20 protein-coding genes are annotated in these 23621 nt (G+C 50.7%); 11 read left to right on the top strand and 9 right to left on the bottom strand.

Features of this window, described 5'->3' with window-relative positions:
* Positions 1 to 74: 74 nt before the first annotated feature.
* The 6 genes from lsrA to lsrG are packed head-to-tail and all read left to right on the top strand — an operon-like array spanning position 75 to position 5799.
* Complete coding sequence (gene lsrA / locus EDF88_RS11390) at positions 75 to 1556, top strand: autoinducer 2 ABC transporter ATP-binding protein LsrA (RefSeq protein ID WP_134184881.1); 1482 nt, start codon at positions 75 to 77, stop codon at positions 1554 to 1556.
* Positions 1553 to 2584: an autoinducer 2 ABC transporter permease LsrC gene (lsrC, locus tag EDF88_RS11385; protein WP_064513956.1), complete on the top strand. Its 1032-nt coding sequence runs from the start codon at positions 1553 to 1555 to the stop codon at positions 2582 to 2584. The genes lsrA and lsrC overlap by 4 nt, the downstream gene beginning before the upstream one ends.
* Positions 2585 to 3586: an autoinducer 2 ABC transporter permease LsrD gene (lsrD, locus tag EDF88_RS11380; RefSeq protein WP_064513954.1), complete on the top strand. Its 1002-nt coding sequence runs from the start codon at positions 2585 to 2587 to the stop codon at positions 3584 to 3586.
* 2 nt (positions 3587 to 3588) lie between these two features.
* Positions 3589 to 4608, top strand: a complete 1020-nt coding sequence (lsrB, locus tag EDF88_RS11375; RefSeq protein ID WP_134184746.1) for an autoinducer 2 ABC transporter substrate-binding protein LsrB — start codon at positions 3589 to 3591, stop codon at positions 4606 to 4608.
* A gap of 10 nt (positions 4609 to 4618) precedes the next feature.
* The gene (gene lsrF / locus EDF88_RS11370; protein WP_064513949.1) at positions 4619 to 5509 is read left to right on the top strand and encodes a 3-hydroxy-5-phosphonooxypentane-2,4-dione thiolase; all 891 of its coding nucleotides are present in this window, start codon (positions 4619 to 4621) and stop codon (positions 5507 to 5509) included.
* Complete coding sequence (gene lsrG, locus EDF88_RS11365; protein ID WP_064513947.1) at positions 5506 to 5799, top strand: (4S)-4-hydroxy-5-phosphonooxypentane-2,3-dione isomerase; 294 nt, start codon at positions 5506 to 5508, stop codon at positions 5797 to 5799. Before lsrF ends, lsrG begins: the two co-directional genes overlap by 4 nt.
* A 59-nt stretch (positions 5800 to 5858) precedes the next feature.
* Here the strand turns inward: lsrG and EDF88_RS11360 are convergent, their stop codons facing one another.
* The gene (locus EDF88_RS11360) at positions 5859 to 6683 is read right to left on the bottom strand and encodes a benzoate transporter (RefSeq protein ID WP_064513945.1); all 825 of its coding nucleotides are present in this window, start codon (positions 6681 to 6683) and stop codon (positions 5859 to 5861) included.
* A 119-nt stretch (positions 6684 to 6802) separates the two neighbouring features.
* Positions 6803 to 8194: a putrescine aminotransferase gene (gene ygjG, locus EDF88_RS11355; RefSeq protein WP_208326135.1), complete on the bottom strand. Its 1392-nt coding sequence runs from the start codon at positions 8192 to 8194 to the stop codon at positions 6803 to 6805.
* 453 nt (positions 8195 to 8647) lie between these two features.
* On the opposite strand from ygjG, the gene EDF88_RS11350 reads away from it, so the two are divergent.
* Positions 8648 to 9541: a diguanylate cyclase gene (locus tag EDF88_RS11350; protein WP_243839610.1), complete on the top strand. Its 894-nt coding sequence runs from the start codon at positions 8648 to 8650 to the stop codon at positions 9539 to 9541.
* Positions 9542 to 9544: 3 nt separating this feature from the next.
* Here the strand turns inward: EDF88_RS11350 and EDF88_RS11345 are convergent, their stop codons facing one another.
* The 6 genes from EDF88_RS11345 to proP all read right to left on the bottom strand — a co-directional run bounded on the left by EDF88_RS11345 (position 9545) and on the right by proP (position 16302).
* A complete protein-coding gene (locus EDF88_RS11345; protein WP_134184740.1) occupies positions 9545 to 10267 on the bottom strand; it encodes an ABC transporter ATP-binding protein in 723 nt (240 codons plus the stop codon).
* Complete coding sequence (locus tag EDF88_RS11340; protein ID WP_134184737.1) at positions 10254 to 11090, bottom strand: ABC transporter ATP-binding protein; 837 nt, start codon at positions 11088 to 11090, stop codon at positions 10254 to 10256. The genes EDF88_RS11345 and EDF88_RS11340 overlap by 14 nt, the downstream gene beginning before the upstream one ends.
* Positions 11083 to 11916: an ABC transporter permease gene (locus tag EDF88_RS11335; protein ID WP_064513937.1), complete on the bottom strand. Its 834-nt coding sequence runs from the start codon at positions 11914 to 11916 to the stop codon at positions 11083 to 11085. The genes EDF88_RS11340 and EDF88_RS11335 overlap by 8 nt, the downstream gene beginning before the upstream one ends.
* Entirely contained in the window at positions 11916 to 12965 is a 1050-nt protein-coding gene (locus tag EDF88_RS11330; RefSeq protein ID WP_134184735.1) for an ABC transporter permease, read from the bottom strand. The genes EDF88_RS11335 and EDF88_RS11330 overlap by 1 nt, the downstream gene beginning before the upstream one ends.
* Positions 12966 to 13032: 67 nt before the next feature.
* Entirely contained in the window at positions 13033 to 14601 is a 1569-nt protein-coding gene (locus tag EDF88_RS11325) for an ABC transporter substrate-binding protein (RefSeq protein ID WP_134184733.1), read from the bottom strand.
* 195 nt (positions 14602 to 14796) lie between these two features.
* Positions 14797 to 16302 carry a glycine betaine/L-proline transporter ProP gene (proP, locus tag EDF88_RS11320; RefSeq protein ID WP_134184731.1) on the bottom strand — a complete coding sequence of 502 codons (1506 nt, stop codon included), beginning with the start codon at positions 16300 to 16302 and terminating at the stop codon, positions 14797 to 14799.
* 293 nt (positions 16303 to 16595) lie between these two features.
* Between proP and EDF88_RS11315 the strand changes: the two genes are divergently transcribed.
* Both EDF88_RS11315 and EDF88_RS11310 read left to right on the top strand, forming a co-directional pair.
* Complete coding sequence (locus EDF88_RS11315; RefSeq protein ID WP_134184729.1) at positions 16596 to 18116, top strand: PAS domain-containing methyl-accepting chemotaxis protein; 1521 nt, start codon at positions 16596 to 16598, stop codon at positions 18114 to 18116.
* A 96-nt stretch (positions 18117 to 18212) separates the two neighbouring features.
* Positions 18213 to 19244 (top strand): NADP-dependent oxidoreductase, encoded by a 1032-nt coding sequence (locus EDF88_RS11310; RefSeq protein ID WP_134184727.1) that lies wholly within the window; start codon positions 18213 to 18215, stop codon positions 19242 to 19244.
* Positions 19245 to 19277: 33 nt separating this feature from the next.
* Here EDF88_RS11310 and EDF88_RS11305 read toward each other — a convergent pair whose 3' ends face one another.
* Positions 19278 to 20294: a LacI family DNA-binding transcriptional regulator gene (locus EDF88_RS11305; protein WP_064513925.1), complete on the bottom strand. Its 1017-nt coding sequence runs from the start codon at positions 20292 to 20294 to the stop codon at positions 19278 to 19280.
* 403 nt (positions 20295 to 20697) lie between these two features.
* Here EDF88_RS11305 and ascF point away from each other — a divergent pair, with 403 nt between their 5' ends.
* Together ascF and EDF88_RS11295 are read left to right on the top strand one after the other, a co-directional pair.
* Positions 20698 to 22155, top strand: coding sequence for a PTS cellobiose/arbutin/salicin transporter subunit IIBC (ascF, locus tag EDF88_RS11300; protein ID WP_134184725.1), 1458 nt, complete (start codon positions 20698 to 20700; stop codon positions 22153 to 22155).
* Positions 22156 to 22172: 17 nt separating this feature from the next.
* Positions 22173 to 23603, top strand: coding sequence for a 6-phospho-beta-glucosidase (locus EDF88_RS11295; RefSeq protein ID WP_064513920.1), 1431 nt, complete (start codon positions 22173 to 22175; stop codon positions 23601 to 23603).
* Positions 23604 to 23621: the final 18 nt, after the last annotated feature.

Below are 23621 nucleotides of genomic sequence, written 5' to 3'. Positions count from 1 at the left end.
CTACGCTTTTGAACATTATTAATTCAATTTCTCTTTTGTTCAATTGTGGAGTGACGATGCCCAACCCCACCGCAATGCTTGAAGCACGCCAGATAAGCAAACAGTTTTCTGGTGTGAGCGTGCTCAAAGCTATTGATTTTGCTCTGTATGCAGGGCAGGTGCACGCATTGCTGGGCGGTAATGGGGCAGGGAAATCCACACTGATGAAGATTTTTGCCGGGGTGGAAACCCCCGATAGCGGTGAACTGAAGGTACAAGGCAAAGCATTTGGGCGGCTCAAACCAGGGCAGGCGCACGAGTTAGGCATTTACCTTGTGCCGCAGGAACCGATGCTGTTTCCAAATCTGACGGTGCGCGAGAACATCCTTTTTCGGCTGCCGCGGCAAAACGATATGGAAAAGCGCCTGCAACAGAAAATGCAGCAGCTTGAATGTCAGATCCCTCTTAGCGCTACAGCCAGTACGCTGGAAGTTGCCGATCAACAGATGGTCGAGATCCTGCGCGGTTTAATGCGTGAGGCGAAGATCCTGATCCTGGATGAGCCTACCGCGTCCCTTACACCTGGCGAAACCGAACGGCTATTTCGCCAGATCCGCGCCTTACAAAGTCTCGGAGTGGGCATTGTATTTATCTCCCACAAATTGCCCGAAATCCGCCAGCTTGCCAGCCATATCTCAGTGATGCGTGACGGTGCCGTAGTGTTACAAGGTGAAACTGCACAGCTACTTGATGAGCAGTTGATCAACGCCATGACACCGAACGCTCGCCAACACGCGTTAAGTGATACGCAAAAGTTGTGGCTGGCATTGCCGGGAAATCGTCGCACCGAACCGCAGGATTTTCCGGTACTGCGCGTAGAGGAGCTGACCGGTGAAGGATTTATCGATCTCAGTTTTGAACTGTACGCAGGTGAGATCGTAGGCCTGGCCGGGCTGGTGGGATCCGGGCGTACTGAACTGGCAGAAACGCTTTATGGTCTGCGGCCGGTGCGCGGTGGGCACATTTATTTAGAAAATCGTGAAATTAGCGGCGATCGCACCAAATCACGGCTCGATCGTGGACTGATTTACTTGCCAGAGGATCGACAGGTTTCCGGGCTATTTCTTGATGCGCCGATCCGCTGGAACACAGTGGTGCTTAACGAGCCGGGCCTGTGGCAACAAAGCAGGCGGGAGTCCGCGATAGTGGAACGTTACCACCGGGCGCTTGGGATCAAACTCAACGATGCCGGGCAGACGGTGCGCACACTGTCCGGCGGTAATCAGCAAAAAGTCCTGCTGGCGCGATGTCTTGAAGCCAATCCATTGTTGCTCATCATTGATGAGCCAACGCGCGGTGTGGATGTGGCGGCGCGAGCGGATATCTATCAACTGATCAAAAGTGTGGCGGCGCAAAATGTTGCAGTGCTGATGATCTCATCCGATCTTGATGAGTTCAGTGGGCTTGCGGATCGCGTGCTGGTGATGCACCAGGGCGCCATGAATGGTGAGTTACGTAAGCCAGCAATCACTGTGGATCGCATGATGAGTATGGCGTTTGGCGGAGGTAAAGCATGAAAACATTGCTGCGCAACCGTGAACTCAGCGCGCTGCTGGCGATAGTTGCCCTATTTGGCGTGTTGGTCGCACTTAATCACAACTACTTCAGCTTGCAAACGCTAAGCATGATATTCACCAGCGCTCAGATCCTGATCCTACTGGCGGTAGGAGCTTCGATGGTGATGCTGACGCGCAATATCGACGTTTCGGTGGGATCGACCGTTGGACTGTGTGCAATTGCTGTCGGTGTGGCGCTTAACAGCGGCTTCAGCTTGCCGGTGTCGATGCTTTTTGCCTTGTTGATTGGCGCGGTGGCGGGTTTCTTTAATGGGATTTTAGTCGTCTGGTTGCGCATTCCCGCGATTGTCGCAACGCTTGGTACGCTCGGGCTTTATCGCGGCGGTATGTTGTTATGGACAGGAGGCAAATGGATTGAAGGACTGCCCCCTAATCTGAAATCGCTCTCCGAACCCGTCGCTTTGGGGATTTCCCCGCTTGGTTTCACGGTTCTTGCTTTAGTGGCTATCGCTGCCTGGGTATTTGCACGAACCGCTTTCGGGCGTGATTTTTACGCTGTGGGCGACAACCTGGCCGCTGCTCGTCAGCTTGGTGTTTCAGTAAACCGCACTCGTCTTATGGCATTCACTTTCAATGGCATGCTGGCTGCCATCGCTGGGATTATCTTCGCTTCGCAAATTGGCTTTGTACCTAATCAAACCGGCAGCGGGCTGGAGATGAAAGCTATCGCAGCTTGTGTGTTGGGCGGTATTTCTCTGCTTGGCGGTACAGGAACCGTCATTGGCGCATTTCTCGGTGCATTTTTCCTGACGCAAATCGATACCGTTCTGGTGCTCTTCAAACTCCCTGCCTGGTGGAATGACTTTATTGCAGGTCTGGTTTTACTCGGGGTGCTAGTGCTGGATGGGCGGTTACGCCAGGCACTGGCGCGCCATCAGCGGGCGCAGAAATACAGCCGTTTTGTACCGCCATTACCGGGTGCGAAAAATGTGCGGCCTTTTCCTCGTAAGAAAAAGGATGTGGCGTAGATGAAGCTAAAACTCAACTGGGAAGTGGCGCTGCTTCTTATTCTGGTGGCTGAAATCTTGCTGTTTGGCGCAATTAATCCCCGCATGTTAGACATCAATATGCTGCTGTTTAGCACCAGCGATTTTATCTGCATCGGGATAGTGGCGTTGCCGCTGACGCTTGTGATCATCAGCGGTGGCATTGATATATCGTTGGGTTCAACCATTGGCCTGTGCGCTATTGCGCTGGGGGTGATGTTGCAGGCAGGTTTGCCAATATCTTTAGCCATAATTTTGACCCTGGCAGTCGGCCTGCTGTGCGGATTGTTTAATGCGGCATTGATTCACTACACCGGCATCAGCCCGCTGGTTATCACACTCGGCACGCTTTATCTGTTCGGCGGCGCGGCGTTGTTGCTTTCCGGTATGGCAGGCGCGACGGGTTATGAAGGTATTGGTGGCTTCCCGGATGCGTTTACCAACTTCGCCAACCTCACTCTTTTCGGCCTGCCTATTCCGCTGGTGATGTTTGCCGTTATCACGCTGATTTTCTGGCTACTGACTCACCGCGCGCGCTTTGGCCGCCATATTTTTCTGATTGGCCAAAACCCTCGTGCGGCCCGTTATGCGGCTCTGCCGGTGAACGGCTCACTGTATGGGGTCTACGGCATGGTGGGATTGGCGTCGGCTATTGCGGCGATTGTGCTGGTTTCGTATTTTGGCTCGGCGCGTTCTGATTTAGGGCGCGATTTGTTGATGCCTGCTTTAACGGCGGCTGTGTTGGGTGGCGCGAATATTTATGGCGGCTCCGGTTCGATTTTGGGAACAGCACTGGCGGCTCTGTTGGTGGGGTATTTGCAACAAGGTTTACAGATGGCTGGCGTGCCTAATCAGGTATCGAGTGCGTTGTCCGGTGCGCTGTTGATTGTGGTGGTCATTGGTCGTTCGGTGAGTTTGCACCGCGAATATCTACAAGCGGCGTGGCGTCGTTTGCGCGGTAACAGAAAACTAACGGGAGTGTGATTATGAAGCAGACAACAAAACGCGTCCTGCAACTCAGTGCATGGGCATTAGCCTTTGGTGTGGTTAGTGTGCAAGCCGCCGACAGGATTGCCTTTATTCCAAAACTGGTTGGCGTGGGCTTCTTTACCAGCGGCGGTAATGGCGCGATGCAGGCGGGCAAAGATCTCGGTGTTCCGGTGACTTACGACGGGCCAACTGAACCAAGCGTCTCCGGCCAGGTGCAGCTTATCAACAACTTCGTCAATCAGGGTTACAACGCGATTATTGTCTCGGCAGTTTCGCCAGATGGGCTATGCCCGGCGCTTAAACGCGCCATGCAGCGCGGGGTAAAAGTGCTGACATGGGATTCTGATACTAAACCCGAATGTCGCAGTATTTACATCAACCAGGGAACGCCGCAACAGCTCGGTGGCATGCTGGTGGATATGGCGGCCAAACAAGTTACTAAATCTGCTGCCAAAGTTGCATTCTTCTACTCGAGCCCAACGGTGACGGATCAAAATCAGTGGGTAAAAGAGGCGAAAGCGAAGATTGCCAAAGATCATCCGCAGTGGGAAATCGTTACCACCCAGTTTGGCTATAACGACGCGACTAAATCTCTGCAAACCGCTGAAGGGATCTTAAAAGCGTACCCGGATCTGGATGCGATCATTGCACCCGATGCTAACGCATTACCTGCTGCCGCACAGGCCTCTGAAAACCTGAAACGCACCAATGTTGCGATTGTCGGTTTCAGCACACCAAACGTCATGCGCCCATATGTTGAACGTGGAACGGTGAAAGCCTTTGGCCTATGGGACGTGGTTCAGCAGGGTGAAATTGCGGTTAACGTCGCAAATACCATGCTGAAAAAGGGCGATCTTAATGTTGGTGACACTGTTGATGTGGCGAAAATTGGCAGCCTGAAAGTCGAGCCTAATAGCGTACAGGGCTACCAGTATGAAGCGAAAGGTAACGGCATTGTGCTGCTGCCAGAACGCGTGGTGTTTACCAAAGACAATATCGGCAAATACGATTTCTGAGGGTGGGAAAATGGCAGATCTTGACGATATCCGCGAGGGCAAAGATTACGGTATTGGCCGCCCTCAGGAGAACAAAGCGTTTTACCTGAAGGGGAGTGGGGCACTGGATTGGGGGATGCAGTCGCGGCTGGCGCGTATTTTCAATCCTGACTCTGGGCGTACCGTGATGTTGGCATTTGACCACGGTTATTTCCAGGGGCCCACTACCGGTCTTGAACGCATTGATTTATCTATCGCACCTCTATTCCCGGAAACCGATGTGCTGATGTGTACACGCGGAATACTGCGCAGCGTTGTGCCGCCTGCTACCAACAAACCGGTGGTATTACGCGCTTCTGGCGGGAATTCGATTCTCAGTGAACTGTCGCGTGAAAGTGTGGCTGTGACTATGGAGGATGCGTTGCGCCTCAATGCCTGCGCGGTGGCGGCGCAGATTTATATCGGCAGTGAATACGAACATCAGTCGATCAACAACATCATCAAGCTGGTGGATGAAGGTACACGCTATGGCATACCAACGCTCGCTGTAACCGGTGTGGGTAAGGAGATGGCGCGTGATGCTCGCTATTTCTCGCTCGCCAGTCGAATCGCTGCAGAAATTGGTGCGCAGTTTGTGAAAACCTATTTTGTCGAAGAGGGTTTCGAGAAGGTTGCTGCCAGTTGTCCGGTGCCGATCGTTATCGCCGGAGGCAAGAAGCTTCCAGAACAAGAGGCGCTGGAGATGTGTTTCCGGGCTATCGATCAGGGTGCATCCGGCGTGGATATGGGACGTAATATTTTCCAGTCAGACGCGCCACTTGCCATGCTAAAAGCGGTGAAAAAGGTGGTTCATGAAAATGCCACCGCCCGTGAGGCGTATCAGTTCTGGCTCGATGAGAAGCATCAGGGAGGCAAAGCATGAATGTGACGCTGGTAGAGATTAATATCAAACCGGAACGGGTCGATGAGTTTATGGACGTGTTCCGCGCCAACCACGAAGGGTCAATCAAGGAGCCGGGGAATCTGCGTTTTGATGTGTTGCAGGACCCTGATGTGGCGACGAGGTTCTTTATTTATGAGGCTTACCAGGACGATGAAGCCGTGCTGGCGCATAAGCAAACGCCGCATTATCTGACCTGCGTTGAGAGGCTCGATGAGATGATGTCAGAACCGCGTAAGAAGAGGAGTTTTGTGGGGTTATTGCCAGCTTAGTATTAGCACCCTAACCCTCTCCTTCAGGAAGTGGGCTAGGGTGAGGATGGTTTTAAACCTTAGCGAATAAACTCTGCAAACTTATGAGCATTTTGTTTCAAATACTCAGGGAAATCCCCACTTGGTAAATCAACCACTTGCAGGTTTCTTTCTCGAGCCCAAATATCCAACCCGTTCTCAATTGCATTCTTTATATGTTCTTGATTGTTAAGCTCAGGGGTGTCGTATTCCGTGTGTGAAATAGTCGACATTTTTTCTGAGATACGTTCAGCCGTCATGATCCAAGAGAAATGCCAGCCGGCGTTATGCACAATATTGTTTCTTAATTTAAACCAGCGCCACTTCAACCAGTTTTTGCGAATTTTTGAGCGTTTTACATTACGCAACGTTTCTGGCTCGCCATTAAAGAATGTACGCAGATTTTTATAACTGGTCATTCTCGGTAACGTGCACTGGCGGGGCGTGCCATCGCTATTAAATACCTGCAAATTAAACTGATAATTATAGAAATTCTGGTAGAGCGTGGAGCAAAGGTAGTTTGGCTTATACTCTGCAAGCGCGGCTGGGCGAATAATTTCATCGACATCAGACACGATGATGATGTCTTGCTCCTTCGCTGCCGTCAGCCCGTTCATTATGGCGTTCCGCGTTCTGGCCTCATTCGTCCAACTGTCTGCATCCGGCTTTTCATCAAAGACAACATAGATAATCTTGTCCTTAAATTGCGCGAATTTGTTGATATCAAAATTCAGCTCGACTGGCTGCCCAGTAAAGGAGTGTGTCGATTCAACAATGACAAACTTATCAACATAGTCATTGAGTGTATTGAGTCGAATATCGAGCAACATATCTTCGTCATAGTAGAGGAAGCAGTCGTAGATCATAGGGCGGAGACCAGATTTTAAATATTGAAAAGATCAGCGAGTATAGAGCGTTCAGAGGGGTAAAAACATAAGTTTGCTTATAATATCCCCCGGCATTATAGCTCCGGGGGATCATTCGATCACAGGGCTAACTCAGTTTTGTTGCTGTTGGCATAAAGCAATTTCAATGCCTTCCTCGCACAGCCCAACACATGTTCACACTGCTCAATCGTGATAGTCAGTGGAGGCTCAATACGAATGGTTTTCGAATTGTTGAGCGTTCCGGCGACCAGTACCTGCTGGCGGAACATTTCACTGGCAAAGTTATAGCCAATTTCGTTGTCGCTAAACTCGATGGCAATCAACAAACCTTGCCCACGGGCATCAACCACCAGTTCCGGAAACTCACGTTTCAGGGCCTGGAAGCCATCCACCAACAGTTGTCCTTTCTGTTGCGCTTGTGCCGGTAGATTCTGCTCAAGCAGAACATGAATGGTTGCAAGTGCCGCCGCGCAGGCTAGCGGATTGCCGCCAAATGTTGTGGTGTGTAGGAAAGGATTATCAAACAGCACAGAGAATACTTCTTCTGTCGCAACGGTCGCACCAATCGGCATTACGCCACCGCCTAGTGCTTTGGCGAGGCATAAAATATCAGGCTGTACGTTCTCATGTTCGCAGGCGAACATTTTGCCCGTACGTCCCATACCGGTTTGCACTTCATCAAAAATGAGTAGTGCGCCAAATTCGTCACATAATTTACGAACCGCCGGTAAATATCCTGCTGGTGGGATAATCACACCGCCTTCTCCCTGAATAGGTTCAAGGATTACAGCTGCAACTTCATCACCGGTTTTACGGCACTCACTGAGCATGGTACGCATCGCGTCTATATTGCCGAACGGAACATGCCTGAAGCCTGGAAGTAACGGCATAAACGGTTTACGGAAAGCCGATTTTGCTGTTGCTGACAACGCCCCGAGAGATTTGCCATGAAACGCGCCGCTGGCGGCGATAAAGGTAAATTTCCCGCGTGGAGATTGATAGGCCTTGGCGAGTTTAATCGCGGCTTCAACCGATTCTGTACCGCTGTTGCTAAAGAAGCTGTATTTCAGTTTACCCGGAGTGAGGGTCGCAAGCGTTTTGGCGAGCATCGCCCGTAAGGGGTCGAGCAGCTCCTGACTGTGCAGGGGTTGTTTTTCGAGCTGATGCTGTACGGCGGATACCACTGTTGGATTACGGTGCCCCACGTTAAAAATGCCGAACCCACCCAGACAATCTAAATATTCCTTACCCTGGGTGTCGACAAGCGTATTTAAACTACTCGCTTGCCACTCTACGGCTCCGTAATCCCCGCCGGCGGTCACTGATTTGCGATACTCAAGAAAACCCGGATTCACATGCTGTTGGAAGTTTTCGATAACCTCGCGATTTAACGCCTTCATTTCCTCATGAGTTAATGACTTCTTTTCGATGATGTTGAGAGCGTGCGCTGTGCAGGCAAGAGCCGAAGCGCTAGTAGGTAACCTGTTCAAAATGTGCTCCTGGGAATGACGTATCACGCGATACACAAAATAAGTATTGCAGGGAATACGCCACTTCGCTTCCCATAAGCGAAATCAGGATAAACGATCTGACGAAATTCAAGTTGCGCAATAAATAGTCACAAAGAATCACATTCCGTGGATAAAAATGCTGACATAAAGCGGCTTTGTTCTTCGTTATCCGGTTTTTGTGCACCGTAACCGTGCGTCATGCTGCTTTAGAGTGCATTGCACTGCAAAGTTAACTTTTTTATTTCTCTCATTGCAAAGAAGTCAGTGTAATTTCATTTTTTTTGAAACTAATAAGAACTCAGTAAATTACAGAAGGAATGCTTGTAAGTTTAATGATTATTGCAGTTATAATTCGCGCGGGAAATTTCTCACCATTGAACGTTATCTTTTGTGGTGGTTATTTAATCAATATGACGTGAGTGTGGTTTGAAAATGATTATCAATGACCTTGATTACTCCTTGTCTGAATTAAATATTGCGATGAAGGAACATTATGACTGGGCTGGAAAATTCCTGCGCTTGAGTCTATTGGATGGCGAGGTCGACAGCGATATCCTCGACCCAATGTCACACCAGCGTTGCCGGTTTAGCCGCTGGCTGTCGCTACGTCTGAATGGCAGTGCTCTGGATAAAGAGATGGTCATGGCCATCAATACAAATCATATCCTTATGCATGATGTTGCCCGCGAGTTAATGCAGTCTATTATTCAAAAAAATGTCACAGACTCATTGCTAGAAAAATACCAACATGCGCAGCACGAATTTATTCATAGCCTTGATCGTTACAAAGAACATCTATTTTCCTACCGTAATTTGCATGATGCATTAACTGGCTTGCCACTACGCCACTTGTTATATCAAGAATTTCCATTGTTCCGTGAACAGTGCCAACGTACCTGCCGTAATCTTTATTTGTTAATTATGGATATTGACCATTTTAAAACAATTAACGACACCTGGGGGCATAATGCAGGGGATGATGTATTACGCAGCGTGGCCTTGACGTTAAAAGATGCCACACGCAGAACTGAGCGTATTTATCGTTTTGGTGGCGAAGAATTCATTATCTTGTTGGATGTAAGAAATGACGAGGATGCGCAGAAAGCTGCAATGCGTATTCGCGAACATTTACAGCAACATCAAATTACCGTGGGTGACGAGCAGATTAGTGTGACGGCCACTGGTGGGCTGACAAACGTCTCGCATACAGATTCATTACATGAGGCGATTAGTCGTGCTGATAAGGCGATGTACTGCGGTAAAAATAGCGGGCGCAATCGCTGCATTATGTCTACTGCAGCAGAAGAGATGATTGCGCTCGACTAGATATTATGCGGCCTCCATACGGTGCTCGCCTCGCACCAGAGCGGCGCGGTCAAACTCATGTTTAATGACCCCGCCTGCCATATAAGCCGCACGGTCCGACATATGTGCAATCACATCGGCATCATGGCTAACGAGTAGATAGGTCATGCCAAACTGTTGTTTGAGGCGGTTTAACAGATTGAGAATTTCTGCCTGCACCGACATATCGAGTGCTGAAGTGGGTTCATCAAGCAGCAGAATCTTAGGCCGCAACAGCAGTGCTCGGGCAATGGCTACGCGTTGGCGCTGCCCGCCGGAAAGCTGGTGCGGATAGCGCTTCATTGCATCGGTTGGTAGCCCTACCTGAAGTAGTGCCTCTTCCACACGATCGGCTATTTGCACTTCCCCATGAATCGTTAGTGGCTCAGCCAGCGTGCGGTAAATGCTGTGATTAGGATGCAAGGAGGCATACGGGTCCTGGAATACCATTTGCACGTTACGGCGCAAATCACCCTGAAAACGCACACCGGGTTTGATTATCCCATCCAGCAGTTTTACTCCACCTTGCCACTCGCGTTGTAAACCCGCAAGGACGCGCAAAATAGTAGATTTCCCGCACCCTGACGCGCCAATTAAACTGAATGTTTCCCCTGAATTAATGGCGAAACTGGCATCGCGAACGGCAGTTTTTAGCTGGCCTTTTGCGGCAAACTGCACGCACAAATTATTGACCTCAACGAGCGCCATTATTTTCTCCCTGCAGATTCTGGCTGCGGTCTAAAGTCGGTAGCATCATGCCGTAAGTTGCGGCGTTAGGGCGGCATGTCCAGAGTGTGCGGGTATAAGGATGTGTTGCTGCGGCAAGCTGACTGGCAGCCATCTCATCCACTTTTTGTCCCTGATACATCACCAGTACTCGTTGGCAATGCTGGGCAACAAGCGGCAGATCGTGGCTAATCAGTAACATTGCCATCTGGCGCTGCTCGCACTGTTCAACCAGCAGTTCCAGAATCTGGTTGCGCAGACGAGCATCCAGAGCAGAAGTAGGTTCGTCTGCGATCAACACTTTTGGATTGTTGACCAGAGCGATTGCTATCATCACGCGTTGCCCCATGCCGCCCGAGAGTTCCGCCGGGTAGCGTGACAGCACATTTTCCTGTAATCCAACGGCGTTGATCACTTCTCGGATCCGCTCACGGCGCTGTGAACCAGATAGCTTTTGATGCAAGCGCAGTGCTTCATCAATTTGCTGTGCAACGCTTTTCACCGGGTTGAGTGCGTAGCGTGGGTCTTGTAAAACCATCGCGATATCATTACCACGCAGGCGTTGCCAGTCACGGTTACGCATACTGAGCAGATCGTTATCCAACACTTTGAGCTGAGTTGCGCTTACCTTGCCTGGCCTACGCACCAGACCCATTAACGCTCTGGCGGTCATCGATTTACCGGAGCCGGATTCGCCTACCAGTGCCAGCCGTTCGTTACCTAGCGTGAATGAGAGGTTATTTACGACCCGAGCGCCCGGGTAATCAATGTTTAATCCACTGACTTCAATACGATTCTCAGTCATTTCCAGGCTCCAGCACGTCGCGTAATCCATCACCCAGTAAGTTAAATGCCAGGCTGCTAATCAAGATGGCGGTACCTGGGATGGCTGCAATCCACCACTGATCGAAAATAACCTGCATACCGTCAGCGATCATCGAACCCCATTCTGCCATTGGCGGTCTGGCTCCCAGGCCTAAGAAACCTAACCCGGCTGCGGCTAGAATAATCCCAGCTAAGTCGAGCGCCAGGCGCACAATCGCCGAAGGTAAACACAGCGGCAGAATGTGACCTGCTAAAAGGCGCGTTCCACGAATTCCCATCATTTCTGCAGCGGCGAGATAGTCGCTATGGCGCAGGCGCTGAATTTCGCTGCGCGCCTGACGCGCATAGGCAGGCCAAGTGGTGAGTGCCAGCGCCAGAGCGCCATTCACAAGGCCTGGGCCAAGCATTGCCACAAAAGCAAAGGCCAGAATCAGGCGTGGCATCGACATAACGACATCGGTAAAACGCATTAACACACGCTCCAGCCAACCGCCGTAATAGCCCGAAAGAATACCGATCAGCATCCCAACGGGGAGCGTTATCACTGTGACCAGCAACACCAGCCCAAGAGCAGGGCGTGAGCCATAAATCAGACGTGAGAGTAGGTCGCGGCCATAGCTATCGGTACCCAACCAGTGCTGAGCATTGGGAGCTTGCAGACGTGCAGCGGCATCCTGCCAGTTCGGATCGAACGGTGCGAGTAGCGGAGCGAAGATGGCAATCAGCACTAGCAGGGTAATGATGATTAACCCGCACAGTGCCGCCGGTGAGCGCAATGTGCGGCGTAAGAAGAGATAAGACGGCATTAGCGCACCCTCGGATCGGTGACACGCACCAGCACGTCAGTCAGATTGTTGATAATGACAAACGATACGCCAATCAACAGCGTGCCGCCCATAATCGCTGTGGTGTCGCCAGCAAATAGAGCGGTGGTGAGATAGCGCCCAATACCCGGCCAGGAGAAGACCGTTTCAGTCAGTACCGCACCTTCAAGCATGCCGGTGTACGCCAGCGCAATAACCGTAAACAATGTGCCGCGAATATTGGGCAGCACATGGCGCACCAGAATCGCCATCTCCCCGGCGCCTTTGGCGCGCGCAAGCGTGATGTACTCTTTGTTCATTTCGCTCAGACAAGCGGTACGTGTGAGGCGGGTAATACTTGCCAGCGAATAATAGGCGAGTAGTAACACGGGTAATGTAAGGTGATTGATAGCATTCAGGAAGGCATCACGATCGCCGGATAGCCAGGTATCAACCAACACAAAGCCTGTTTTTGCTTCCACACTGTACTGATAAATATCGTCCAGACGCCCCGGCCCGGCACTCCATTGAAGCCGCGCATAGAAAAACGCCAGCATCAGCAGACCCAACCAGAAGATAGGGACTGAATTGCCAAGCAGTGTGAACGTGCGCACCGCTAAATCCCATGGTGAGCCGGCAAATCGAGCACAAAGCACACCAAAAATAACGCCCATAACGCTGCCAATAATCAGCGCGAGGGTGGCAAGCTCAAGTGTTGCCGGGAAGGCGGCGAGTAAATCGTGTAATACCGGCTGCCCAGTGGCGCTGGCGGTGCCCAAATCGCCATGAGCAAGACTGGTCAGGTAATGCCAGAACTGAACGGGAAGGGGCTGGTCCAGACCAAGCTGGTGGCGCACCTGATCGTATGTGGCCTGGCTTGCATGATCGCCAACGATTTGCAGTACGCGGTCGACAGGCGAAAGCGCCGACAGGGCAAAAGTGATAAGCAGTAAGCCGATAATCGTTAGTGCCAGGGTAAACAGCCCCTGGAGCAGCGTCAACAACGAGCGGCTTAAGCGACTCGATGCTGAAAGGGTGGAGATGTCCGACATGTGGAACTCTTCTTAAACATATTTCGCGGATTGTCTCCTTCCCCCTAAGAGGAAGAAGACAAAGCAGTTATTTGCTTACTCGATCGTAATACACCATATCCGCATTCAAACCCTGCTGGTAGCCCTTCACATTCTCACGCACAACGATCTGAGTTTTACCCTGATCCACAAATACGTACGGCGAATTGTGCTGAACTTCTTCCTGTATTTTTTTATACAGATCCAGGCGTTTAGCCGGGTCAGCTTCCGCAACTGCGGCCAGAGTTTGCTTGCTTAACTCCGGGATTTGCCAGCCGTTTAAGCCTGCTACGGTACTTGCTTTGCCATCGTTATAAGCAAAGGCACTGGCGTTTGAGTGGGCGTCAAAGTAATCCGGGATCCACAAGCGGATCGCGGCCTGGTGTTGTTTGGCACGAACGCGGGCGTAAACCTGGCTGCCTGCGGCTGGCAGAAGATCAATCTTCACGCCGCCCTGAGCAAAGCTTGCCTGCATAGACTGCGCGATGGTGATAAACGGTGGTTTATTTTCTACATCCAGCGTGAAGTGGGCGTCTTTGATGCCTGCTTTAGCGAGGATCTCTTTCGCTTTTGCCGGGTCAAATTTGAATGGGTTGTTGTCCAGTGCGCCTGCAAAACCTACTGGCAGGAAGCTCTGGTGGATAAAGTACTGGCCTTTTAACAGATCTTTGGTGATGCCCTGGTAATCCACCAGATAACGAGAGGCTTCCCAGAGGGCAGGGTTTTTCAACAGTGGGTTTGCATCGTTACCCGCGTTGAACACCATATAGTTCTGCTCGGCAGAAGGGATGCTCAGCACTTTCACGCCCGGTTTACCTTCCAGCGCGCTGGTCTGATCCGCACCCAGGTCACGGGCAATATCGGCGTCACCTTGCTGAATCAGCAGGCGGCGAGCTGCCGGGTCTGGAACGTTTTTAATGATGATGTTTTTAACTTTAGGCGCGTCACCCGGTGAGGTTGGGTTGGCGTCTAACACAATCGCCTGATGCGGCTGGTAAACTCGCATCTTGAATGGGCCGCTGCCAGCAGAGTGCATTTTCAACCATTCGTTACCGAAATCGCCCGCTTTCGCGTTAGGGCTAACGGCTTTTTCATCCACGATAGAGGCAATCGGCGTGGAGAGAATATTCAGCGCCACCGCCGGGCTAACGTCAGCCGTCCAGTGTAGTTCCAGCGTGTGGTCATCGACCTTTTTCAACTGGCTGGCGATGTTGTCTGGTTGCCAGCCAAGGACGTTAAGGATAAACGCCGGGGACTTATTGAGCGTCACCGCACGGGTATAAGAGAAGATAACGTCTTCCGGGCGCAGCGGGTTACCCGATGAGAATTTGGCATCCGGGCGCAGCTTAATGGTCAGTTTTTTGTTAGCCGCATCGCCCTGCCAGCTTTCTGCTAGCACCGCGACTAATTTGGCCGGGTCTTCACGGTCGGCCTGTACCAGGCGCTGGTAAAGGCTCGGCACCGTTTGAATGCTCGATAGCTCATTCGCTTCGGCAGGATCAAGGCTGACGATATCGTCCAGTCCCTGGGCAACAATTAAAGTATTTGGCGGTGTTGCGGCAAAGCTGCTCGCGGAGATTGCAGCCAGCAGCAGTAATGGCATTATTTTTCTTTGCATGTGGCATCCTGGATGAATCTATATGAATTGTTATTCTTTAAGCAGGTTACGTTAGGTGAGTTATGAATATTCGCAAAGTCCAAAAAATACTTTGCTTATAAATTTTAGACATAACCAATTCCTTCCAGGAATGAGGGTTAAAGCCAGAAATGAAAACGCCGGGCATTGGCCCGGCGCTTTTGATGCTGCTAAAAATTACTCGTTAATGCGCGGGTGCTGATCCACCAGATTGGTACGTTTCGCCTGTAATTCTTCAATCTCACGGTCGATATCTTCGATTTTTTGCTCGATGTTATCGTGGTGTTCCTGAACAATTTCACGCGCTTCGGCAATATCAGAAGCCGCTGGTGTGGCACCTTTCAGCGGCTTATTCGCCGTCTCTTTCATCGTCAGGCCGGTAATCAAACCGATAGCCGCGACCACCATCAGATAATACGCTGGCATCATCAGGTTTTCGGTCGACTCCACTAACCACGCCGCAACCGTTGGAGTCACACCCGCAACCAGCACCGAAATATTAAAGGCACTGGCTAACGCACTGTAACGAATATGCGTAGGGAACATGGCGGGCAGAGTCGAAGCCATTACCCCGGTGAAGCAGTTCAGCACGACAGCCAGAATCAGCAGCCCGGCGAATATCAGCCCCAGCACATTACTGTTAATCAGAATAAAGGCCGGGATCGCCAGAACAAGCAATGCCACGCTACCGAAGACGATAAACGGACGGCGGCCAAAACGGTCGCTCAGCAGGCCGATTACCGGCTGCACAAACAGCATCCCAATCATAATAGCGATAATAATCAGTACGCCATGTTCCTCGGAATAGTGCAGGTTGTGGGAGAGATAGCTTGGCATATACGTGAGCAACATGTAGTAGGTCACGTTGGTTGAAATCACGATGCCGACACAGGTCAGCAGGCTGCGCCAGTGTTTGGTCGCAATCTCTTTGAAGGAGACTTTCGGGCCATCAGCCAGGCCTTCTTTATCGCCCTGTTCGAGTTTATCAATGTGCTGCTGGAACGCAGGTGTCTCTTCCAGCGCATGGCGCAGATACAGGCCGATAATCCCTAATGGCAATGCCAGGAAGAACGGCAGACGCCAGCCCCATTCGAGGAAGTTAGCTTCACCGACAATCGCCGTAATCAGCACCACCACACCCGCACCACAGACAAAACCGGCGATGGAGCCGAAGTCCAGCCAACTGCCCATAAAGCCGCGTTTACGGTCTGGCGAGTATTCGGCGACGAATATTGAAGCACCGGTGTATTCACCACCCACTGAGAACCCTTGCGCCATTTTCGCAAGTAACAACAGGATTGGCGCCCAGATACCGATAGTCGCGTACGACGGAATCAGGCCAATACAGAAGGTACTCAATGACATAATGATGATGGTTATGGACAGGATCTTCTGGCGACCATATTTGTCACCGAGCATGCCGAAGAACAGGCCACCCAACGGGCGAATCAGGAAGGGAACAGAGAAGGTACCCAAGGCGGCAATCATCTGCACACTAGGGCTGGCATCCGGGAAGAAAACCTTACCGAGGGCGTAGGCAACAAAGCCGTATACGCCGAAATCAAACCATTCCATCGCATTGCCAAGCGATGCGGCAGTAATCGCCTTTTTAAGGCGACTATCGTCGATGATGGTGACGTCACTGACCTTAATAGGTCTGACTTTCTTTTTCCTTTTTAACATTATTATCCTCTTTTTCCTTGCGGGGGCGAAACGGCCCCGTACTAAGTGTAGTGTGCCGATTGCAAATTGAAGGTCAAAACTCCAGCACTTAGCGTCACTATGACATTTTCATTAATAACTTCATGAAATTAATGGGAAATGTGCTCCCCATCCAAAATCATTATAAAAAATATGGCTTAGTTAAAAAAGTGTGATCGTCGTCAAGTTTAACCGCTAAAGGAAATTTTTGCAGCGCCGAAATAACAATACAACTAAAAATATTAACAATTGGATAACCTGCCAAGGGAGTTGCTATGACTGCGCGCACGGCTGCTACACAGCATGAATACCTGCTTGATGACGACACGACATTGATGTCGACAACCGATTTAAAAAGCACAATCACCCATGCGAACGACGCATTTGTGAAGGTCAGTGGTTACTCGCTTCATGAACTTACAGGCCAGCCCCACAACCTGGTGCGCCACCCCGATATGCCCAAAGCCGCCTTTGCCGATATGTGGTTCACCCTGCAAAAAGGAGAACCCTGGACCGGTATCGTCAAAAACCAGCGCAAAAACGGCGATCACTACTGGGTGCGGGCTAACGTCGTGCCGGTGGTGCGTAACGGCAAAACTACTGGCTATATGTCGATCCGTACCAAAGCGAAGCCGGAGGAAATCGCAGCGGTCGAGCCGCTGTATAAGGCGCTCAGGGAAGGGCGCTGCAAACGTCGTTTATTTAAAGGATTAGTGCTACGTAAAGGTTGGCTGGGTAAATTGCCCGCTCTCCCGCTGCGAGGCCGCATTAGGCTTATCATGAGCGGTGTGTTTTTGCTGATGGTGGCAGCCTCTATTTCATTGGGGCAGGGGGCGTTGCCTGTGCTTATCAGTGCGTTAGCAAGTCTACTTGCCTGCGCGTTGCTGGAGTGGCAAATTGCCCGCCCGCTGGAAAATGTCGCCCGCCAGGCGCTGGAAGTCGCCACGGGAAATCAACAGCGTGTGCAGAATCTTGCGCGAACGGATGAAATTGGTATGACGCTGCGTGCCATTGGCCAGCTAGGTTTGATGTGCCGCTGGCTGATTCATGATGTCAGCCATCAGGTTGAGAACGTGCGCAGTGGCAGCGAAACGCTGGCCCAGGGCAATGTGGAACTCAATGAGCGCACGCGCCAGTCGGTGGTCAACGTGCAGCAAACCGTCACCACCATGGGCCAGATGGCGGTGTCGGTGCAGAACAACTCAGAAACTGCCGCAGCGGCCGATAAGCTTTCCAGTTCCGCGAGCGAGGCCGCAGCCCATGGCGGCAAGGCGATGGAAACTGTTGTGACTACCATGGATGAAATCGCCGACAGTACGCAGCGTATCGGCTCGATTACCAGCCTTATCAATGACATTGCCTTCCAGACCAATATTCTGGCGCTTAATGCAGCCGTGGAAGCGGCGCGTGCCGGTGAGCAAGGGAAAGGTTTTGCCGTGGTGGCCGGTGAAGTGCGAAACCTGGCGCAGCGCAGTGCGACTGCGGCAAATGATATCCGCAAACTTATCGATGCCAGCGCCAGCAAAGTGCAATCCGGCACCATTCAGGTTCACGAAGCGGGGCGCACCATGAAAGACATTGTTGAACAGGTGCGAAACGTGACTCAGTTACTCGGGCAAATCAGCAATGCGACTTCCGAGCAGGCGGAGGGGTTGTCTGATTTAACGCGTGCGGTGGCTGAACTGGACGCTATCACGCAAAAAAATGCGGCGTTAGTTGAAGAGAGCGCGGAAGTGTCGGCGATGGTGAAACACCGGGCAACGCGTCTGGAAGATGCCGTGACGGTTTTGCATTAATTTTAAATGGCACATTTTTCACCCCATGTCGGTGGATTATTAGCTAGTCTGGGACTAACTGAATTTTTACTCACGACCCAATCAATGGAGAGCGTTATGACTCAGTCGTCCCAGATTAACCGTCGCTTTGTGTTAGCGAAGCGCCCGCAGGGTATGCCGACCAGTCAAGATATCAAACTGGAAGACGCGCCTGTTCCACAACCTGCCGCAGGTCAGTTACTGCTGCGCACGCTCTATTTATCACTCGACCCGTATATGCGCGGGCGTATGGATGATGCCGAGTCTTATTCCGCACCGCTGGCTATTGGCGATGTCATTGGTGCAGGCACCGTCTGCCGTGTCGAAAAATCTCAACATGCGGATTATAAAGACGGTGACCTGGTTCTGGCATACACCGGCTGGCAGGATTACGCGTTGTCCAATGGCGAAGGTTTGCAGAAACTCGATGCCAATATGCAGCACCCTTCTTACGCGCTCGGTCTGCTCGGTATGCCTGGTTTTACCGGTTACATGGGACTGACCGACATTGGCCAGCCAAAAGCGGGAGAAACTGTGGTGGTCGCGGCTGCCAGCGGTGCAGTAGGTTCGGTTGTTGGGCAAGTGGCAAAACTGCTGGGTGCAAAAGTCGTGGGGATTGCAGGTGGCGCGGATAAATGCCGTTACGTCACTGAAACGCTGAAATTCGATGCCTGTATTGACCACAAGGCCCCTGATTTTGCCGAACAGCTGAAAAAAGCCTGTGACAAAGGTATTGATGTCTATTTTGAAAATGTCGGCGGGGCGGTATTTGACGCAGTGCTGCCGCTACTCAATACCAAAGCGCGAATCCCAGTGTGTGGCGTTATCAGCCAGTACAACGGCATGAACAGCGCGTTTGAACAAGACCGCTTGCCATTGCTGATGGGCACCATCCTGAAAAAACGGCTGCGCGTACAAGGCTTTATTATTTCTCAGGATTACAGCGACAGTTACCCGCAATTCTTTAATCAGATGAGCCAGTGGCTGGCGGAAGGGAAAATCCAGTTCCGTGAAGATATCGTCGATGGTCTGGAAAACAGCGTTGAAGCGTTCCGTGGTTTGCTCAGTGGTAAGAACTTCGGCAAATTAATTGTAAAAGTCGCGAGCTGATTTTTATTGAAACGGCGCGAATGCGCCGTTTTATTAACCTTTATATGGCCCGTCAATCACTGAATTTCTTGCCAGTAAATCTGACGTAAATACATTCTCTTTCGACAAATATCCGCCATCGAGCATGGATATTAAGCGGTTGATAACCTCGCTTATCATATCGCTCACGGGATCTTTAATGCTGGTTAAAGCTGGTGAGAGATAAGGTGCGGTAGGTATATTATCGAAACCGATAATTGATATTTCACCAGGAACAGAAATACCCATATCGTTTAATTGTTTCATTGCGCCAACCGCCATTTCATCATTACTGGCGAGGATTGCGCTGATCTTGTTTGTGCGCGCAAGCAACGTTTCAACTGCCGCAACACCGCTGGCTGGCGTCCATTTCCCTTGTGCAATCAGATCTTCATTTACACCAATATCATATTGATTTAACGCTTCTTTATAGCCTGACAAACGCTCAATAGCGGTAGGGGAGTCCATTGAGCCGGTAATAAAGGCAATATCGCGATGCCCACGTTCAATCAGATATTTTGTTGCCTGGAAACTGGAGCCTTTATGATCACAAAAAACGCAGTGGCTTTGGTTTTTTCTTAATTTTCGGTTAACCACCATAATCGGTTTTTTATGCTGCTCAATAATCAAATCCATTTCATCAATGGTTAAAAAGCGCGGGTAAATAATTACCGCATCACAGCGTAAATCGAGCAGAAATTGAATCGCTTCACGTTCTTCTTGTGCGCTGTGTTTACCATCGACCAGAATGAGCTGGCGACCATTATCTTCTAATTTCTTGGCAGCCTGCGAAAGTATTTCACTGAAATAACTGCCGTGATAAAGCGTGTTGGTGACCACTAAACCAATGCATTCCGATTTATTCGTTGCCAGGTTACGCGCCAGTAAATTTGGCCGATATCCCGCTTCCTCAATCGCTTTAAAGACCTGCTCTTTGGTGGCTTCGCTGACGTATCCCTTGCCGGATAAAACGCGTGAAACAGTGGCTTTTGAGACGCCGGCTTTTTTTGCCACTTCTTGCATTGTCGACATGGGAGCTTCCTGGCTTTGTTGAATGTGCCCATTTTACACATTCCGCGATGACAAAATACTGCCCCATACCCGCCATACTTCAAGCTGCTTCTTTGTTGGCTGCGTGATCTCGCCCGGGTCACTTACTTAAGTAAGCTCCCAGGGACTCGTTCCCTTGCCGCCTCGAAGCAACTCGAATTATTTAGGGTATGAAAGCGGTGATAATGGCCTTAAAAGACTGATTATGGCGATCGTAATCACAAAATTAACAATATGTAAAATTAGTGTTTGATCTGTTTATTTTTCATGTCCAATCTAATGTGGAACCGGTTACCTATTTCTCGAACCCCTACTCGTCGACGCGGTGTTACCGGCATAAATCATTCATAACTACATGAATTTAAATACGAAAGAGTGGTAGCTCATGGCTAAGAATTATGCGGCAGTATCACAGTCGATAGTCGACGCAATTGGTGGCGCAGGTAACGTTGGCGCGGTGACTCATTGCATGACGCGTTTGCGGTTCGTACTCAATGACGACAGCATCGTAGATACTGCAAAACTGAAAGCTATCAATGGCGTGATGGGTGTCGTTCGCAGCGAAAATCAGTGCCAGGTGATTATCGGTAACACCGTGTCTCAGGCCTACGCTGAAGTATTGAAACTCTTGCCAGAAGGTATGCAGCCCGCTGAACCCGCACAAGGCAAAAGCAAAATCACCCTGAAACGCATTGGCGCAGGGATTCTGGATGCCCTGATTGGCACCATGTCACCGCTGATCCCCGCCATTATTGGCGGCTCAATGGTAAAACTGTTGGCGATGATTCTGGACATGACCGGCGTCTTCGAGAAAGGCTCCTCAACGCTTGTCATTCTGAATGTGATTGGTGATGGCGCGTTCTTCTTCCTGCCTGTCATGGTCGCGGCTTCTGCGGCGGTAAAATTCAAAACCAATATGTCGCTGGCCATCGCGATTGCCGGGGTTCTGGTTCATCCAAACTTTGTCGACCTGATGGCGAAAGCGGCCCAGGGGCAACACGTTGAATTTATGGGGATGTCGGTCACTGCGGTGAAATACACCTACACCGTTATCCCAGCGCTGTGCATGACCTGGCTGCTGTCTTACATCGAAAGATGGGTTGACCGTATCACGCCTGCGGTCACGAAAAACTTCCTGAAACCGATGCTGATTGTGCTTATCTCAGCCCCGATTGCCATCATGCTGATTGGCCCGCTGGGTATCTGGATTGGTACCGGTATTTCTTCACTGGTTTACACCATCCACCACTACCTTGGCTGGTTGTCGGTGGCGATTATGGGCGCGCTGTGGCCACTGCTGGTGATGACAGGCATGCACCGCGTATTCACGCCGTCTATTATTCAAACCATCGCGGAGACGGGCAAAGAAGGGATGGTTATGCCATCTGAAATCGGTGCCAACTTGTCACTCGGCGGTTCATCTTTAGCAGTGGCATGGAAAACGAAAAACCCTGAACTGCGCCAGACGGCTCTTGCTGCGGCAGCCTCAGCGATAGTAGCGGGTATTTCTGAACCTGCGCTTTACGGTGTGGCGGTGCGTCTTAAGCGCCCATTGATTGCGGCATTAATCAGTGGTTTTGTCTGCGGAGCGGTCGCCGGAATCGGCGGGCTGGCGAGCCATTCGATGGCCTCTCCAGGTTTATTTACCAGCGTGCAGTTCTTTGACCCCGCGAATCCAATGAGCATCGTATGGGTGTTTGGCGTGATGATCCTCGCGGTGGTGCTCTCTTTCTTCCTGACACTGTTACTGGGCTTCGAAGATATCCCGGTTGAACAAGAACAAACTAAAGAGAAAGAACAAGTACAGCCAAACGCCGTTGTTGCATCTGCAAGCGCAAATTAATTTAGAAGAGGAATCTCATGAGCGAATCTCTATTTCCGAAGGATTTTTTATGGGGCGGAGCGATAGCTGCGAACCAGGCTGAAGGCGCATATCTTGAAGGCGGTAAAGGGCTAACCACGGTTGATACCATCCCGCATGGTAAAGACCGTATGTCGGTAAAACTGGGTATCGAAAAGCGTTTTAGTTTGCGTGATGACGAATACTACCCGAGCCATGTCGGTATCGATTTCTATCATCGTTACAAAGAAGACATCGCGCTGATGGCCGAAATGGGTTTCACCGTATTTCGTACTTCCATTGCCTGGAGCCGTATTTACCCTAATGGCGATGAATTAACGCCAAACGCGGAAGGCATCGCTTTTTACCGTGACATGTTTGCCGAGTGTAAAAAGTACGGTATAGAACCGCTGGTCACACTGTGCCATTTCGATGTGCCAATGCATCTGGTTAAAGAGTACGGTTCCTGGCGTAACCGCAAAATGGTGGAGTTTTTTACCCGGTATGCGCGTACCTGTTTTGAAGCGTTCGATGGCCTGGTGAAATACTGGCTCACTTTCAACGAAATCAATATCTTGCTACACAGCCCATTCTCTGGCGCAGGTCTGGTATTCGAAGCAGGCGATAATAAAGAACAAGTGAAGTACCAGGCGACGCACCACGAACTGCTGGCAAGCGCCCTGGCGACTAAAATTGCCCACGAAGTGAATCCGAACAATCAGGTGGGCTGTATGTTAGCGGGTGGGAATTTCTACCCGTATTCTTGCAAACCTGAAGATGTTTGGGCTGCACTGGAAAAAGACCGTGAGAACCTGTTCTTTATTGATGTGCAGGCGCGTGGTGCTTATCCGGCCTATACCAAACGCTTGTTCCGCGAGAAAGGTTTTGAGCTTGAAGTGCAGCCTGGTGATGACGAAATCCTTAAAAACACTGTCGATTTTGTCTCATTCAGTTACTACGCTTCGCGCTGCGCTTCGGCTGATATGAACGACCAAAACAGCAATGCGGCAAACATCGTGAAATCCCTGAAAAACCCGCATATTCAAGCGAGCGAATGGGGTTGGGGTATTGACCCGCTCGGTCTGCGCATCACCATGAACATGATGTACGACCGCTACCAGAAACCGTTATTCCTGGTGGAAAACGGACTCGGTGCAAAAGATGAAATTAACGAGCAGGGCGAAATCAACGACGACTATCGCATCAGCTATTTGCGTGAGCACATCAAAGCGATGGCAGACGCCATCGACGACGGTATCCCGGTTATCGGTTACACATCGTGGGGCTGCATTGATTTGGTATCAGCATCGACCGGAGAAATGAGCAAGCGCTACGGCTTTATCTACGTTGATCGCGACGACCAGGGCAACGGTACACTCGCCCGCACGCGTAAAAAATCGTTTTACTGGTACAAGAAAGTGATAGCCAGTAACGGTGCTGATTTGAGCTAACTTGTGAATCATGCGGCC

This window comes from Buttiauxella sp. BIGb0552, assembly GCF_004366275.1.
Classification (GTDB): Bacteria; Pseudomonadota; Gammaproteobacteria; order Enterobacterales; family Enterobacteriaceae; genus Buttiauxella; species Buttiauxella gaviniae.
This window is presented reverse-complemented; position numbering and strand designations above follow the sequence as displayed.